17 protein-coding genes and 1 pseudogene are annotated in these 14,540 nt (G+C 45.1%); 7 read left to right on the forward strand and 11 right to left on the reverse strand.

All coding sequences use genetic code 11. From position 1 onward, the window contains the following. Positions 1–54: 54 nt before the first annotated feature. The 4 genes from L7E55_RS04965 to L7E55_RS04980 all read right to left on the reverse strand — a co-directional run bounded on the left by L7E55_RS04965 (position 55) and on the right by L7E55_RS04980 (position 1,559). Positions 55–255 (reverse strand): hypothetical protein, encoded by a 201-nt coding sequence (locus L7E55_RS04965; protein WP_277442953.1) that lies wholly within the window; start codon positions 253–255, stop codon positions 55–57. 22 nt (positions 256–277) lie between these two features. Further along, positions 278–616 carry a hypothetical protein gene (locus L7E55_RS04970; RefSeq protein WP_277442954.1) on the reverse strand — a complete coding sequence of 113 codons (339 nt, stop codon included), beginning with the start codon at positions 614–616 and terminating at the stop codon, positions 278–280. An 86-nt stretch (positions 617–702) separates the two neighbouring features. After that, entirely contained in the window at positions 703–1,269 is a 567-nt protein-coding gene (gene pth / locus L7E55_RS04975) for an aminoacyl-tRNA hydrolase (RefSeq protein ID WP_277442955.1), read from the reverse strand. Positions 1,270–1,421: 152 nt separating this feature from the next. Further along, positions 1,422–1,559: a hypothetical protein gene (locus L7E55_RS04980; RefSeq protein WP_277442956.1), complete on the reverse strand. Its 138-nt coding sequence runs from the start codon at positions 1,557–1,559 to the stop codon at positions 1,422–1,424. A gap of 134 nt (positions 1,560–1,693) precedes the next feature. Here L7E55_RS04980 and L7E55_RS04985 point away from each other — a divergent pair, with 134 nt between their 5' ends. Continuing rightward, a complete protein-coding gene (locus L7E55_RS04985) occupies positions 1,694–2,521 on the forward strand; it encodes a PRC-barrel domain-containing protein (protein WP_277442957.1) in 828 nt (275 codons plus the stop codon). A gap of 78 nt (positions 2,522–2,599) precedes the next feature. On the opposite strand, the pseudogene L7E55_RS04990 reads toward L7E55_RS04985, so the two are convergent. The 3 genes and pseudogenes from L7E55_RS04990 to L7E55_RS05000 form a co-directional block, all read right to left on the reverse strand. Further along, positions 2,600–2,812: pseudogene (locus L7E55_RS04990) on the reverse strand (MATE family efflux transporter); the annotation flags it as partial. A gap of 95 nt (positions 2,813–2,907) precedes the next feature. Then, positions 2,908–6,063: an efflux RND transporter permease subunit gene (locus L7E55_RS04995; RefSeq protein WP_277442958.1), complete on the reverse strand. Its 3,156-nt coding sequence runs from the start codon at positions 6,061–6,063 to the stop codon at positions 2,908–2,910. Continuing rightward, the gene (locus L7E55_RS05000; RefSeq protein ID WP_277442959.1) at positions 6,060–7,190 is read right to left on the reverse strand and encodes an efflux RND transporter periplasmic adaptor subunit; all 1,131 of its coding nucleotides are present in this window, start codon (positions 7,188–7,190) and stop codon (positions 6,060–6,062) included. Before L7E55_RS05000 ends, L7E55_RS04995 begins: the two co-directional genes overlap by 4 nt. A 247-nt stretch (positions 7,191–7,437) precedes the next feature. On the opposite strand from L7E55_RS05000, the gene L7E55_RS05005 reads away from it, so the two are divergent. Together L7E55_RS05005 and L7E55_RS05010 are read left to right on the forward strand one after the other, a co-directional pair. Beyond that, positions 7,438–8,907 (forward strand): HAMP domain-containing sensor histidine kinase, encoded by a 1,470-nt coding sequence (locus L7E55_RS05005; RefSeq protein ID WP_277442960.1) that lies wholly within the window; start codon positions 7,438–7,440, stop codon positions 8,905–8,907. 36 nt (positions 8,908–8,943) lie between these two features. Next, a complete protein-coding gene (locus tag L7E55_RS05010; RefSeq protein ID WP_277442961.1) occupies positions 8,944–9,639 on the forward strand; it encodes a response regulator transcription factor in 696 nt (231 codons plus the stop codon). 29 nt (positions 9,640–9,668) lie between these two features. Here L7E55_RS05010 and L7E55_RS05015 read toward each other — a convergent pair whose 3' ends face one another. The 3 genes from L7E55_RS05015 to L7E55_RS05025 form a co-directional block, all read right to left on the reverse strand. Next, entirely contained in the window at positions 9,669–9,926 is a 258-nt protein-coding gene (locus tag L7E55_RS05015) for a TM1266 family iron-only hydrogenase system putative regulator (protein WP_277442962.1), read from the reverse strand. A 31-nt stretch (positions 9,927–9,957) separates the two neighbouring features. Then, the gene (locus tag L7E55_RS05020) at positions 9,958–10,503 is read right to left on the reverse strand and encodes a DedA family protein (protein WP_277442963.1); all 546 of its coding nucleotides are present in this window, start codon (positions 10,501–10,503) and stop codon (positions 9,958–9,960) included. 236 nt (positions 10,504–10,739) lie between these two features. Continuing rightward, positions 10,740–11,144 (reverse strand): secondary thiamine-phosphate synthase enzyme YjbQ, encoded by a 405-nt coding sequence (locus L7E55_RS05025; protein WP_277442964.1) that lies wholly within the window; start codon positions 11,142–11,144, stop codon positions 10,740–10,742. Between the two features lie 182 nt (positions 11,145–11,326). Here L7E55_RS05025 and L7E55_RS05030 point away from each other — a divergent pair, with 182 nt between their 5' ends. Further along, positions 11,327–12,319 (forward strand): ABC-F family ATP-binding cassette domain-containing protein, encoded by a 993-nt coding sequence (locus L7E55_RS05030; RefSeq protein WP_277442965.1) that lies wholly within the window; start codon positions 11,327–11,329, stop codon positions 12,317–12,319. Continuing rightward, positions 12,312–13,259: an ATP-binding cassette domain-containing protein gene (locus tag L7E55_RS05035; protein ID WP_277442966.1), complete on the forward strand. Its 948-nt coding sequence runs from the start codon at positions 12,312–12,314 to the stop codon at positions 13,257–13,259. The genes L7E55_RS05030 and L7E55_RS05035 overlap by 8 nt, the downstream gene beginning before the upstream one ends. Before the next feature lie 25 nt (positions 13,260–13,284). On the opposite strand, the gene L7E55_RS05040 is transcribed toward L7E55_RS05035, so the two are convergent. Beyond that, a complete protein-coding gene (locus L7E55_RS05040; protein WP_277442968.1) occupies positions 13,285–13,701 on the reverse strand; it encodes a YaaR family protein in 417 nt (138 codons plus the stop codon). Between the two features lie 248 nt (positions 13,702–13,949). Between L7E55_RS05040 and L7E55_RS05045 the strand changes: the two genes are divergently transcribed. Both L7E55_RS05045 and L7E55_RS05050 read left to right on the forward strand, forming a co-directional pair. After that, positions 13,950–14,237, forward strand: coding sequence for a type II toxin-antitoxin system Phd/YefM family antitoxin (locus L7E55_RS05045; RefSeq protein ID WP_277442969.1), 288 nt, complete (start codon positions 13,950–13,952; stop codon positions 14,235–14,237). After that, the gene (locus tag L7E55_RS05050; protein ID WP_277442971.1) at positions 14,230–14,535 is read left to right on the forward strand and encodes a type II toxin-antitoxin system RelE/ParE family toxin; all 306 of its coding nucleotides are present in this window, start codon (positions 14,230–14,232) and stop codon (positions 14,533–14,535) included. Before L7E55_RS05045 ends, L7E55_RS05050 begins: the two co-directional genes overlap by 8 nt. Positions 14,536–14,540 lie beyond the last annotated feature (5 nt).

Consider the following 14,540-nt stretch of genomic DNA (forward strand, 5'->3'; position numbering starts at 1 on the left):
TACCCATGGCTAAAGCTCTAACCCTTTGTCCCGATACTTTAAAAAGTAGATCTATCAGTTAATAACAGGCTGGCTATAGAAGGTCTTGTCGTATCCGGCAAATATTGTTTCACGGCAGTCATCACAAACAGTATTTACCGTTATTATATCTTGCCGCGCACTGCCCGTCAAGCCGCCGCCAGTGGGTATAAAGCCTGGCAAATGCAGCTGTCCGGCAACCGCGTCGCAACACTCGCAAACAAACAGCAAGGTCAATATGATTCCCTTCTTAATAATATTAGTTATTATTTACCAAATATGTCACAGTGCCATTCCAGGCCGCATGGGCCAGGTACCCGGCGAAAAGCGCGGGTGCCGCCGCTCCATAACGCTCGTATGCCAAAACAGTGATTAACCCAAAAATCGAATGGCTGGCCAGCGCCGCCAATCCCGCGTATAGACCATTACGCCGCAGCGTAAACATCTCCCAGGCCGCTTCAATCACGCCGAAAAACGCATGTGTAAAAAATAAAGAGGCGCCGGTTAAAACTGCCGGAACGGTTTTGGAAAGTTCCTCCACCAGGGGTGCATAGTATATTATGTTCGGACCGGGCAAGTACACCTTTATGCGGTTCAATTGCCAGGCCAGCAAGGCTGCAAATAATGAGACCGCTAGAGACAACAGTACAGGATTAGATTCTCCATTGAAATCCAGAGATGCGCTCACCTTCTATTGAAAAGATTCATGGCCGGCTCAATACCCTCGCGCACGGCGCAGATGGCGGCATCAGACGCCAGGCCAAGCGCTTCCTCCAATACCGCTGCCTCTTCATCGCTAAAATGCCCTAAAACATAATCTATAGTTTCATACCCGGGCTCCGGCGGCCTGCCGATGCCAACTCTTACTCTGGGGAAGCTATCTGTGCCAATTGCCCGGATAATCGATTGCATTCCTCTATGCCCCCCTGAACCGCCGCCGGGCCGCAACCGCAGTTTTCCGCACCTCAGGTCCAAATCGTCATAGATGACCAGCAGGTCTGAAGCTGTCAACTTAAACCAATTCAGCAAAGCGCCTACCGCGTCACCACTTAAATTCATATAGGTTTGCGGCTTGGCTAAAACAACCCTTTCCCCATTTATTTGCCCCTGGCCAACCAGCGCCTTAAACAATTTTTTCCCGACAGTTACGCCCAGTACCGGAGCCAGGCGGTCGACGACCATGAAACCAATATTATGTCTTGTTTTGGCGTATTCACTGCCCGGGTTACCCAGGCCGACAATCAATTTCATGACTAAAGCCCCCCACACCCAAATCTCACTTTATTGTAACCCGGTGTGATTATGGATGAAAGAGCATTCTTGTCAGTAGTCAGGAGTCAGTAGTCAGGAGTAATAATAAGAGAATGTGCACAAAGCGCCTCAAATAGTTCCTTTGCTTATCCTTAGGCGATTAATAATACAAACAAGTTTGGCTGCAATGGCATTACTAAAAAACTTCTAGTTAAAAAGTTACCCATTGCCGTACTAAAAATCGCCCTAACGGCAAGCGCCACTCTATCCTGAGCAAACTTTATTGTCAATTATTCTGACTCCTGACTACTGACTACTGAATACCTGAATATTTATTATAATTATTCCCTTTTTTTGTCATAATCATTCTGATCCGTGAATATGGTTTAGACAAGAAAATTTTCGGGGAATTGAGGTGTCACAAATGAAAAAGAGTAAACGATTTGCCTCTTTGTCGGTAATAAGCCTGGAAGAGGGCCAGCAGATCGGCACTGTGAAAGGATTAATAGTAGATCCCGCCAATAAAAAAGTGGCGGCATTGATCATTGAACAAAAAGGCTGGTTCAAAGAGCAGCGCTTTATCCCTTATCATAAAGTGCACAGTGTTGGCAGCGACGCCATCACCATCGAAAAAAACACCTGCGTGGAAAAGGCGAGCAACCTTTCAGAAATAGTAAGATTGCTAAAGGATAAAGTAGGTGTCATCGGTTCAAAGATTGTGGCGGAAAACGGGACAGTGCTGGGATACGTGGATGAATTTTATGTGGATCTGGAAACAGGCGCTATTGCCGGGCTGGAGTTCTCGGGAAACTTGCTCAACAGTGTGATAAAAGGTCGTGCTTTCCTTGATATTGCCCACGTGCGCACACTTGGCAAAGATGTAACGATAATAACAGATGAAGGTCTCGAAAATATCTTTAAACTTGAAGGCGGGCTGCAGGAAACAGTCAAAAATATCCGGGAATCCACCGGCCAACTCTGGGATACCACAGTCCAAAAAACAAAGGAATTGAGCACCAGCATCAACAAAAAGGTGAAGAAGGACAAAAAAACCGATCCCAAACCCGATGATCAGGCAAGCAATTTTCATGACGATTTGACTAGAAACCAAGATAAAAGCGCCGCCCCGGAAGAACCCTCTTCCCAGGAGCAGCCTGCCGATAAAAAGGACGCCACCAAAGAACCTCTAGAAGAAACCGTTATTACGCCATCAGAGGACAACGACCGTAAAGACGCCCCTCCACCGGCATAGAAAACAAAACCTCAACCTCAAAAAGCGCGACTTAACCCATAAGTTTACCGCTGCGGCAAGCTTATGGGTTTATTCTATTCAACCTGTGCCACTAATTGGTTGATTCTTGGGGAGGTATTTCATTTCAAAGAGAATAAAAACGGCCGTCAACAATACGGAGATGCCGTCAGCTATTGGCGCCGTTCTCCAAACCCCGTTGATTCCCCAAAATTTTGGCAGGATTAATAACAATGGTATAAACAGCAACACCTGCCTGGATAAACTGAGTATAGCGGATTGAACAGGTTTGCCATACTTATTTTTTTATCGCGCATTTCCAAGCTATTTTGCATTATTACAGCCGTTCCTTTCGTTGCATTCACGGCAAAACGGGATATGAAGATGATTTATACACCTGAATGGTTATAGTTTGGTTTAACAAAGATTTTTTTTATCCTCCCAAGAATAATTGAAAAGCGTTTTCTCATTCTTTCCATTAAGTCGTCAAAAATAGCATACACTACAGGCACCAGAACCAGGGTGATGAGGGTTGAAAAAGATAACCCAAAGGCGATGACAATAGCCATCGGTTTCATCAATTCATTACCTGAGCCGCCCCCAAGAGCCATGGGCATCAAGGCCAACACTGTACACAGCGCCGTCATCAGAATTGGCCGCAGACGGATCGGTCCAGCCTGCTTGATTGCTTCGTCGCGCTCAAGTCCCCGCTTGCGCAGGGTATTGATATAGTCAACCAACACGATGGCGTTATTGAGCACGATACCCACCAGCATGATCGCCCCAATCAGGCTCATAACGCTCAAGCGGGTGCCGGTGAGCCCCAGTCCGATCACAGCTCCGATAAATGTGGGCGGCAAGGAGAACATAATAATGAAAGGCTGGAACAAAGATTCAAACTGTGCCGCCATCACCATGAAGACCAGGACAATCGCCAGTATGAGCGCCATGCCCAGCGCGCTGAAGGATTCATTCATATTTTGCCGCTCGCCGCTAAAGTCGATGGTATAGCCCTGAGGCAACGACATTTTCGCCAGTTTTTCCTGAACCTCGCTATTAACACTTCCGGAAGCTCTTCCGGTTACATCAGCGGTAATTTCGACTTCCCGGTTTTGATTGGAGCGGCTAATCTCTTTGGGTGAATTTTTAATGGTGATGCTGGCCACATCACCCACCGATACCTTCGCCCCGGAAGAGGCGACCAGAGCCAGGCTCGCAAGACTGCTTTCCGTCTGGGTGAATTCACTGGAGTACTTTAACGTAATGTCCACCGTGTTATCCCCGGTATGCAGGCTGCCTACCGTCGCCCCTCCGAAGGCGGTTTTTATCACCGAAAGAACCTGGCTTGCGGAAAGCCCGTAACGCGCCGCTTTCTCACGGTCAACCACCACTTGCACCTGAACGTTGCTGGACAACGAATTTGACACGTTCCTGGTGCCTGAAACTCCTTTGACTATATCCACCGCTTTATTCCCCAGCTCTGCAAGAACATCCAGATCGTTGCCCCTGATAATCACATCGACCGCGCTGCTGGACATTCCCATGGCACCGCTTTCAACAGTCACCGTGATGGTGCCTCCGGCAGTATCGCTTAAGGATTGACGCACTTTTTCCGCCGCCTCGCTTGCCGTTAGTTTGTATTCATCTGTGGATTTTAGCTTATACTTGACATTTGCGTTATTATTTTCTGAAATACCTAAAAAGGACCTGCTTCCGCCGCCGACCGTGATATATCCTTTTTTAATACCGTCGCCCAACGCCTTTTGGGCCAGCGCATCAACTTCCATGGCCTTTTTACGGGTCGCCTCCAAACTTGTCCCCGTGGGCATTTCAATTTTAACGTTAACCCCTCTTTCGTCCATTGAAGATATAAACTCCATCCCAATCAGCGGGATACACCCCAGACTGGCGAATAACATGAGCACGGTGCAGGCCACCACTTTTTTACGGTTACCTAAAGCCCAATTGAGAATAGTTTTGTAAAAAGAAGTAAGCTTTTGCAGTCCGTACCCGAAAATAATGACCGGGTTCTTGACGCCTTTTTGATACTCAAACTGTTCCGGCGCCGGAACAGTTTTTAACATTCTGGAGGACATCATGGGGACCAGCGTCAAAGCGGAAAAGAGTGCGCAGGCGTGGGAAAAGCTAACTGTAAGCGCTAGGGGCTTGAAAATCATGCTGGCTATACCGCTGACAAATACAACCGGCATAAAGACCACGATTTGCGAAGCTGCCGAAGCCATTACTGCAATTCCCACCTCAGCCGTTCCTACTTTGGACGCGTTGATTATGTCAAAGCCCTCCTGCCTCTTCCTATAGATGCTTTCCAGCACCACAATGGCAAAGTCGACAAGAGAACCAAGGCCCAGCATCAACCCCCCCAGGGAGAACATATTAATCGTTATACCAGCAAAATACATGGCGGAAAAAGTTCCGATCAAGGCGACCGGCAGAGAAATTGCCACAACCGCGGTACTACGGGCGTTGCGCAGGAACAAAAAAAGAATAATTACCGCCAGGCTCCCTCCCAAAACGCCGTGTTCCTCAACACTTTTAATGGTGTCGTTGATGGTGGTGGAGGTGTCGCTGACCAGGTTAATCTGCACACCGGCGGGAAGGTTTTTACTCAAAACGGCGACTTCCTCGCTTACCTTTTTAGCCACCTGCACAGTGTTTCCATCCGAAGTTTTCATGACTTCAAGACTGAGTGACGCATTCCCGTCAACATAAGTGAGAGTGCTGTCTTTCTTGAAATCATCTCTCACGTCCGCGATATCCGACAGCAGGATATGGTTTTTCGATGATCCGGGAACGCTGATCTGCACGTTCTTGACGGCATCCAAATTGTTGAATTCGTTTACGACCCTGATGCTGATTTCCCTGGAGCCTTTGACCAGCGTACCCGCCGTCCCGGTAATATCATCACCGGAGATTGACTGTGACACCTGCTGTATGGTCAGTCCATAGGCATCCATTTTGGTTTGATCCAGCCTGACTTGAATCTCCCGCTCCTTGCCTCCGCTGATCGAAACTGAACTGACTCCCTCAACCCGCTCCAGAGCAGGCTGGATGGTATCCTCCGCAATTTCTTTCATCTTGGTAAGACTGGCTCCGGAAAGAGAATAGGTCATGATGGACTGGGAGTTGGGGTCAATTTTCATAATTCTGGGACTGCCGGCGTCATCCGGCAACGAGTTTCTCACCGAGTCCACTTTATCCCGCAAATCATTTACCTTGTCATCAACCTTGATCCCGTAGTTAAATTGCACCGCCACCATGGAGTTTCCGCTAGAAGAGGTTGAACTGATTTTTTTGACGCCGCTGACCGAACTCACTGCGGATTCAATTGGTTTTGTGACCAATTTTTCCACCTCGGCCGGGGCTGCGCCTTGATAGCTGGTGGTGATAATTGCCACTGGTATATTCATATTTGGCATAAGAGCAACGCCCAGGTTTGGCAAGGAATAAAGGCCAATGAACACCACCGTGAGGATGAGCATCGAGATGGCAACCGGCCGTTCTACGGAGAAATCTGCTATTTTCACTTGGAACCACCTTCCTGCCTTGTAATTACTTTTACCTTCTGCCCGTCAGAAAGAAGGCGGTTGCCCTGGACTACGACAATCTGTCCTTCCTCCAAGCCTTTGGTGATTTCGGCTTGGGATTCATTGGACACTCCCGTTTCGACATAAATTTCTTTGGCTTGGTTATTTTCCACAACATAGACAACATGCTGTCCACCCTTTTCAATAACCGCATCCACCGGAATAGTAATTACATTTTGCAAAGTCCCTGTAGAAAGGTTGATTTTCACCGTCATCCCCGGCTTTATTTCCCCGGCTGGATTGGCTACGGCGATTTCCACCGGGTAACCCATGGTGGTCGAGTCGGCTTTGGGGGCTATCGCGGTCACTGTTCCTTCCACGGACTTATGTAAAGAGTCGATAGCTACCGGGACCTTGCCTCCCGTTTTAATGGCGTTCACCACACTTTCCGGTACCGAGGCCTCTACCTTGACTGTATCGATGCTGACGATGACGGCGGCGTCCGTCTGGCTGCTGACCATTTCTCCGGTCTCCACCTTAATCGCGCCTATGAGGCCGCCAAGCGGCGCCGTAACCGTATAGTCGTTTAAATTGTCCTGGGTGGTGCTGATAGTCACCTGCAACTTGTCAATCTGCTGCCGGGCCTGTTCCAGGCTGAGCTTGGCATTGACCAGTTTGGTTGTCGCCTGTTCCAAATCGTTTTTTGACACGGCGCCGCTTTCATAAAGGGTATTGGTGCGGTTGTAATTGGACTGGGCATCCTTTAAAGCCTGCACCGCGGTATCGTAACTTACCTGGGCGATGCCCAGGTCAGCTTGCGACTGAATCAGTTGGTTTCGTGCCTCCTTATCCTCAATCCGGAAAAGAACCTGCCCCTTTTCCACCCGGTCGCCCAACTTCACGTTGACCCCGGCAACCCGGCCCGTAACTTTAGGAGCGATGGTTGCTTCCGCCGATGCCTTAATCTGCCCGGAAGCATCATAAATCTTATTTATATCTGTCCTGCTCACACTCACCACCTCAACCGCGACGGCGGGGTTTTCGCCGCCGTCGGGCTGCTTGCTCCCACATCCACTAAAAAAAGCAGATAATAACAAAACCAATACCAAGATCGTTGATCGTTTCAAATCTATTTTCTCTCCCTTCATCTTTCTAAAAATCACCTATTGCAATCTTTAACATTATAAAAAAGTGAAATAAACTGGACCTAAACCAAATTGAAAAATTTTCTTAAAAAAATTGAAAATCCATATAAAAATTTCGAATTCTATTTTTATAAAAATTTAAAGAACTATTTTAAAGCAATTTATAATTTGGATTTATAATAATTTAAAGAAACGATTTTTCTGCGGCAAGTCCAGAGGAGATAAAAAGATGTCCTTGAAAACAAAAATATGGGGTTCTTGTATAATTATGGTTACCGTTCCTCTCCTCCTCTCGATACTATCGGCCAGTCTTATTCGCATTAATTATGAAAAGGATCACCAAATTCAGATCATAGAGGCCGCCCAAGAGGAAACAATGCGGGAAACCACAGGTTTTATGGATGAACTTGAGAATACGCTGGTCAATAAACCGGATTATTTCAAAGATCCATTTTACTTGGCGCAATTCAACGAAAAGATTTCTTCTCTCAATATGGGGGTTATGGTCCAGTGCAATGGAGATTTTATATATAATTCTGTTCCAGTTAACACAGAAAAAATTAAACCTAATTTATCCAAGTTTATCCAACAAGATGTTACTGGAAAATGGGTTTCAGCAACGACAAAAGATTATATAGTAAGATGCCGGGCTTTCTCTTTCAGTGACGGGACAACCGGCCAAATCTACCTCTTCATGAACAGAATACCTCCTTGGGAGGCGTCACCTGCCGACCATATCGCTTATGTGAAGTGGGTTTTTTTTATCTTCATTATTTGTATTTTTCTGACTAACAGTTATTTAACCTACCTTTTGTATAAAAGCTTAATCGAGCCTTTAAACTTGGTTAAAAAGGCAGCAAAGGAAATTCAACATGGAAACCTGGATTACCCCATTAGCTATCCGGTTAATAACGAAATAGGAGAATTATATCAGGACTTTGAAGAGATGCGGCTAAAGCTAAAGCAATCACAAGAACTCAACACGCAATATGAAAAAAGCAGAAAAGAATTGATATCAAATATATCCCATGACCTTAAAACACCAATTACCGCAATAAAAGGTTACGCTCAAGGCATTATTGAAGGTGTGGCCAATAATCCGGAAAAAGTAGGGAAATATCTCCGGACCATTATTGCTCACGCTGTGGAAATGGAGCGATTAGCAAATGATTTAGCCCTTTTTTCCAAACTGGACATAAAACAACTCCCTTTTTCATTTGAATGTATAGAAATTAACAGATACCTTGAGGATGCCAGAGAAGAATTGAATTTTGATTTATCTGAAAATAATATCATCCTTAAATTTGAGTCCCATTATAAAAGCAATGATTTAATTATGGCTGACCGTCAGAGGTTAATCAGAGTCATTCATAACATCGTGGAAAACGCCAAAAAGCATTTAAACAAGCAAGAAAAGGAAATAAAAATAATTTTGAAAGAAGAAGAAAGTTCAGCCTTAATTGAAATAAGGGATAACGGTTCCGGTATTCCGGCAGATAAACTCCCTTTGATCTTTAATCGGTTTTACCGGGTAGATAGTTCAAGAAACCGGACAACCGGAGGCGGTGGGATCGGTCTATCCATTGCGAGGGAGATTATCGAAGCTCATCAGGGAAGAATTTGGGCGGAGAGCACTGAAGATTTGGGGACAAGTATTTTTTTCACCTTAATAAAAGCCGCCTATTTTAAAAACAAATAGAACTGGTGTGCTTTGCTTAAGAGGAGATAAAAAAACATGAAAAAAGTATTAATTATTGAAGACGAACAAAGTATCGCGGAATTGGAAAGAGATTATCTGGAAATAGACGGGTTTGAAGCAGACATCGAGCTAAACGGCCGGACTGGACTGCAGCGCGCCCTGCAAGGAAACTACGCCATTATCATACTGGATGTCATGCTGCCCGAATTAGACGGTTTTGAGATCTGCCGGACAATCCGCGACCGGATCAATATACCCATAATAATTGTCTCAGCCAAGAAAGAAGATATTGATAAAATCAGAGGACTGGGGTTAGGTGCTGACGATTATATGACCAAACCTTTCAGTCCCGCCGAACTGGTAGCTAGAGTCAAATCCCATCTTGCCCGTTATAACCGTCTGGTTAATCAAACAGTTGTTGATCGTCCCGAGGAACTAAAAATCAAGGGGCTGGCAATCAATAAAATTTCCCGGCGTGTTTACCTTAACGGCCAGGAAATTCAGCTTACCACCAAGGAATTTGATCTGTTGGTTTTTTTGGCTGAGAACCCTGACCGGGTATTCAGCAAGGAACAGATTTTTGAAAAGATCTGGGGGTTCGATAATCTGGGGGATATTGCCACGGTTGCCGTTCATATTAGAAGAGTTCGCGAAAAAATAGAAAAAGACCCGTCCAATCCTGATTATATTGAAACAATATGGGGTACCGGATACCGTTTTAATATTTCCTGAATAACCTGGCTTGCCAGGTTATTTTACCACTACTCCACAGCGTCTGCCAGGCAAAATGACTTAACAGATATCCCGCCGATTCTCTTCAAGTCATCCTCCAGCTTTTGCCTCTCATTATCGTTTGCCTGCATAGTCAGGGTGATAATACCTCTTTGGCGGCCGGGGCCGGGAATACCGCTGCGGCTTAATATTTGCGATCCGTGCCTGGTCAGCACTTGCTGCACTTCCGGGGCGTTGTTCGCCCTTTCATCTACCAGAATTCCAACAACACAAATGTCGCGCTTCATGTTCAAACTCCCTCCAGAATAGTTTAATGAACTATCCTGTATTATTATCTTTAACTTGTTTTTTTATATAATAACATATCAACATGACTAAAACAGCGATAGCTGTTATGGCTATTACATTCTTGTAATGCAGCGAGAAATATAATATCTTTTTCCAATCATCTCCCAGGTAATATCCCAATAAGATAAAAGAATTCACCCAAATAAAAGCTCCTATTGACGAATATATGAGAAATTTAACATAGTTCATTTTCAGCATTCCGCACGTATATGCCACAAGGTGGCGAATACCTGGAAAATAATAGCCAAAAACAATAATTATATTACCAAATCTTGCGAGTATTTTTTCTAAATTAATACGTTTTTCTTTAAGGTTAAACCTTTCTTCAAATTTATGTTCAAACCTGCTTAAGATACCTTTGCCTATTAAATAGCTTAAGGTCATACCCGTTAAACTTCCCAAGAAAGAAAGAATGAATGCATAGCTATAATTTAGCTTGCCGGAATTTATTACATAACCAAGATATGTCATCAACGCTTCGTCAGGTATAGGCACTCCGAGGATACCCAAAGCCAAAGACAAGTAAATCCCGGCATATCCTAATTGTTTAAAATGAAACAAATGGATTAATGTCCCAATAATACAAACCCTCCCACCAGCTAAAATACCTTTGGACCCGAGTTTCTTAACTCAACTTTCAAGTTGTTTCTTAAAATGATTCATGTCCTTCCAACATTATTGCAGCTTCAAATATTTTCCGGCCTTAAGTATTTTCATGAAAAAAGACTGCTAAATTGATGCCTGGCCGGGAGTTAAGCGCCGATAATGGTAATAACGATTTCTCTGCTCGGACGCGGCCCGTCGAATTCACAAAGGAAAATATTCTGCCAGGTAGATAGCCCAATTTCCCCGTCAATAATAGGAATAGTTTCACTCGGACTAATCAAACCGGATTTCAAGTGCGCGTCTCCATTGCCATCTTGTCGATCATGTTCCCAAACGCCTCTCGGTATTAATCTCCTCAATAAATTTACCACATCGTTTTGAACACTTTCATCCCAATTCTCCTGAATCATTATCGCCGCTGTCGCGCCACGCACGTATACATTCACGATTCCGTTTTTTATATCTGACCCGGCTAAGATTTTTTTCACTTCATCTGTAATATCAATAAGCTCCTCACGATTGCGGGTTTTAACAGTGAATTTCTGTTGCATATTAATTTCCTCTACCTTTTTTAATTTATATTCTAGTTGTTTCTTATTAATTTTAAAATTAAAATTTACTGTCACCTTATTTTAACAAATTTCCTTAGATTTTAATATATAAGCCTGTGCCGCACGCTTGTAATCTCACTCCCCGTTATTGTAAACTGGATAGGTAAAAGAGGTGATTTCACTTGATCCTGTTGCAGGCTGTCCGTATAGCCAAATCTTTTGGCGCCCGCCGGGTGCTAAATAACGTGAACTTAATCATTCAGGAAGGGGAGCGCGCAGGTATTGTAGGTGTCAATGGGGCTGGCAAATCCACCCTTTTAAAAATAATCACCGGCGCACTGTCACCGGATGCCGGAGAAGTAATCAAGGCGAAAGACATATCGGTTTCATACATGGCGCAAGACGGCGGTCTGGAATCAGGGCAGAGTATCTGGCACGAAATGCTTTCAGCGTTTACCCATTTAATTGGGTTGGAGCAGCAACTCAGAGAAATGGAGAAGCGCATGGGAGACCCGACCGTGATGGCAGACGGCAAACAATACCGGCAACTGCTACGGGACTATGACAGTCTTTCCGCTGACTTCGAGAATAAAGGCGGATTTGAATACGAAGCTAACATTCGTGGTGTGCTGCACGGGCTTAACTTCAGAGATATGGACTACAACACTCCGGTGAATATACTGAGCGGCGGCCAGAAGACCCGCCTGGCCCTTGCCCGCTGTCTGCTTGGGGCGCCGGATATATTAATACTGGATGAACCAACCAATTACCTGGACATGGACAACCTGACCTGGCTGGAACAATACCTCCAGTCGTACCGCGGGGCTGTGCTTGTAGTATCCCATGACCGCTACTTCCTGGACACCCTGACGAAGGTGATTTATGACCTGGACAACGGCGGAATTACCCGGTACACAGGGAATTACACCGGCTTTATCCGGCAAAAAAAGGAAATGCAAGAACAGCAGCTTAAAGCCTATAAAAAACAGCAAGAGGAGATCGCCCGCACGGAGGAATTCGTGAGGCGGAATATCGCCGCCAAGGATACAACCAGACGCGCTCAAAGCCGTCTAAAAACACTCGAAAAAATGGAGCGGGTGACCCGGGCCGGAGAAAGAACGCAGGGTAAACGTTTCTTTTTATGTTGCCCGGCCAAGCGGGCGGGAAGTGCTTAAGGCGCGCGATTTGACCATTGGTTATCCCGGTACTGTGCTGGCCAGGGGGTTGAATTTTGAGATTAACAAGGGGGAGCGGGTAGTGTTGATCGGCCCCAACGGCGCCGGCAAATCCACCCTGCTAAAAACCATCACCGGTTTGCTCCCGCCTCTGGGGGGAAGTATCCGGCAAGGAAGCTTGGTGCAAATAGGCTACTACGAGCAGGAGCAGCAAGGGTTGCACCGGGACAAGGATGTGCTGCATGAATTGTGGGACCAGTTCCCGCACATGAATGAGCTGGACATTCGCAAAGCGCTGGGCGGTTTTTTGTTCAGCGGTGACGATGTAAATAAGAGTGTGGCGGGCTTAAGCGGCGGTGAGAAATCCCGCCTTGCCCTGGCCGCTTTAATGCTGCGCAAGGCGAACTTTCTTCTCCTGGACGAACCGACAAACCACCTCGACCTGCCGGGTAAAGAAGCGCTGGAAGACGCCCTGGCCGATTACCCGGGCACTATTCTTTTTATCTCCCACGACCGGTATTTTATTAACAAAGTGGCCTCCCGGGCACTGGAGTTATCCCTCGGCGACGTAATCAGTTACCAAGGGAATTATGATTACTACCTGAATAAAAAAACCCGCCTGCAAGGAACAGCGAAGTCCGGTCCAGCTAAGCCGGAGCGTTCCGCAGACACCGGGGAAAAGATACAATATTATCAAAAGAAAGAGGAGGAGAGGAAAAAACGCAAACACCAGCGTGAAATTGCGAACCTGGAACAGTCCATCGCCCATCAGGAAGAGTTGATTTCCCGCCTGGAAAAAGAACTGGAGCAACCTGAAGTATATCATGATTACCAAGCCTGTCAGCAACGACAGAGCGAGTTGGAACAAATCCGGGCGGTCCTGCATGACCACATGGAAAAGTGGCTGAACCTGATAGATACTGAACAAGTCAGGTCGTGACAGTTATTCTGCGTATCTTGTTCGGCTAATTATACAAATCCAGCAAGAGTCCCGCTATCTCATCAATTTTACCGACGATCTCAAAGTTTGCTTTCTGTTGCTCCAGCAGGGAGGCAGTCAATTCTTCAATTTTTTTATTTATTATCTCAATTCTAATCAGCAACCGGCCCAATCCGTAATCCTGTTTGACCCTGTAATAATTATTCAGTACAAAAGTCAGGTATTCTTGTACTTGTTCTTTATATTCGATCACGTCAACTTTGCTTTTTGTCCTCTTTAATTTATCTCCCGCTGCTTTTATTTTATCCAGCATCTCTTCAAGCTTCCGCTGTTCCCTTTTAGCCATATCCAGGGTACTGGAAAAGTCTTTGCCGCCTCCCGCTTTTAAAGCAGATGGCTTGTATTTTCTGCCGGTATTCCGATCAACTGTAGATATTTTCACAAATAATCCCCATTTCGACCTGCAATTATGACTATTTAACCAAACTTGGATCTTCTTTGCCTTGATGCTTATTTCCTTCTATATCCTTCTATATAGAGAAAAATTTTTCATTGAATCTATCGGATGAATATAATTAGGCCATCCTCAGAGGTCCTAAGTATAATAACAAGGGCTTTCGTAGGAAGACGGAGTTGATTATTTAGCATAATTACGATAAAATTATGCTAAAAATAATAGAGGGTGAGGATATGCCACATATTAGACCAGTCTCTGATTTGCGGAACAATTTTGCTGACATCTCAAGGGTAGTACATGAGACGGCAGAACCGGTATTCTTAACCAAGAATGGTTATGGCGATATGGTTGTAATGAGTATAGAAACCTATGAACGCAAATTATTCGAAAGTGAAATTTATTTTAAGCTGAAGGAGGCAGAATTGGAAGCAAAGTCAACGGATAAAAGGTTTTCACATGAAGAAGTGTTTTCGGATTTAAGGGGAAGACTTGCCGACAGAGTGGATGGTGATAATGCATAAGATAAAATATATACCTTTGGCATTGAAGGATTTAAGAGATATTACGGATTATATCACCGGTATGCTTAAAGCGCCAAAGGCCGCTACGGATTTGCTTGACGCTCTGGATGCTTCCATATCAAGGCTTGCACAATTCCCATATTCATGCAGGCTATATCAACCTGCACAACCATTAGAAGGTGAATACAGGATATTGCCAGTAAAAAACTATCTGGTTTTCTATGTAGTAACTGAACTTGAAGTGGAGATACGCAGAATCATTTATGCAAAAATGGATATTGCCAAAATCATCAGATAAAAAAT

Source organism: Pelotomaculum isophthalicicum JI, from assembly GCF_029478095.1.
Taxonomy (GTDB): domain Bacteria; phylum Bacillota; class Desulfotomaculia; order Desulfotomaculales; family Pelotomaculaceae; genus Pelotomaculum_D; species Pelotomaculum_D isophthalicicum.

What these genes read in the sequence shown, in the direction of transcription:
- L7E55_RS05025 (WP_277442964.1), bottom strand. Translation starts at nt 11,144, where the DNA reads ATGCAACAGAAATTCACTGTTAAAACCCGCAATCGTGAGGAGCTTATT.
- L7E55_RS05005 (WP_277442960.1), top strand. Translation starts at nt 7,438, where the DNA reads ATGTCCTTGAAAACAAAAATATGGGGTTCTTGTATAATTATGGTTACC.
- L7E55_RS04985 (WP_277442957.1), top strand. Translation starts at nt 1,694, where the DNA reads ATGAAAAAGAGTAAACGATTTGCCTCTTTGTCGGTAATAAGCCTGGAA.
- pth (WP_277442955.1), bottom strand. Translation starts at nt 1,269, where the DNA reads ATGAAATTGATTGTCGGCCTGGGTAACCCGGGCAGTGAATACGCCAAA.
- L7E55_RS05015 (WP_277442962.1), bottom strand. Translation starts at nt 9,926, where the DNA reads ATGAAGCGCGACATTTGTGTTGTTGGAATTCTGGTAGATGAAAGGGCG.
- L7E55_RS05010 (WP_277442961.1), top strand. Translation starts at nt 8,944, where the DNA reads ATGAAAAAAGTATTAATTATTGAAGACGAACAAAGTATCGCGGAATTG.
- L7E55_RS05050 (WP_277442971.1), top strand. Translation starts at nt 14,230, where the DNA reads ATGCATAAGATAAAATATATACCTTTGGCATTGAAGGATTTAAGAGAT.
- L7E55_RS05045 (WP_277442969.1), top strand. Translation starts at nt 13,950, where the DNA reads ATGCCACATATTAGACCAGTCTCTGATTTGCGGAACAATTTTGCTGAC.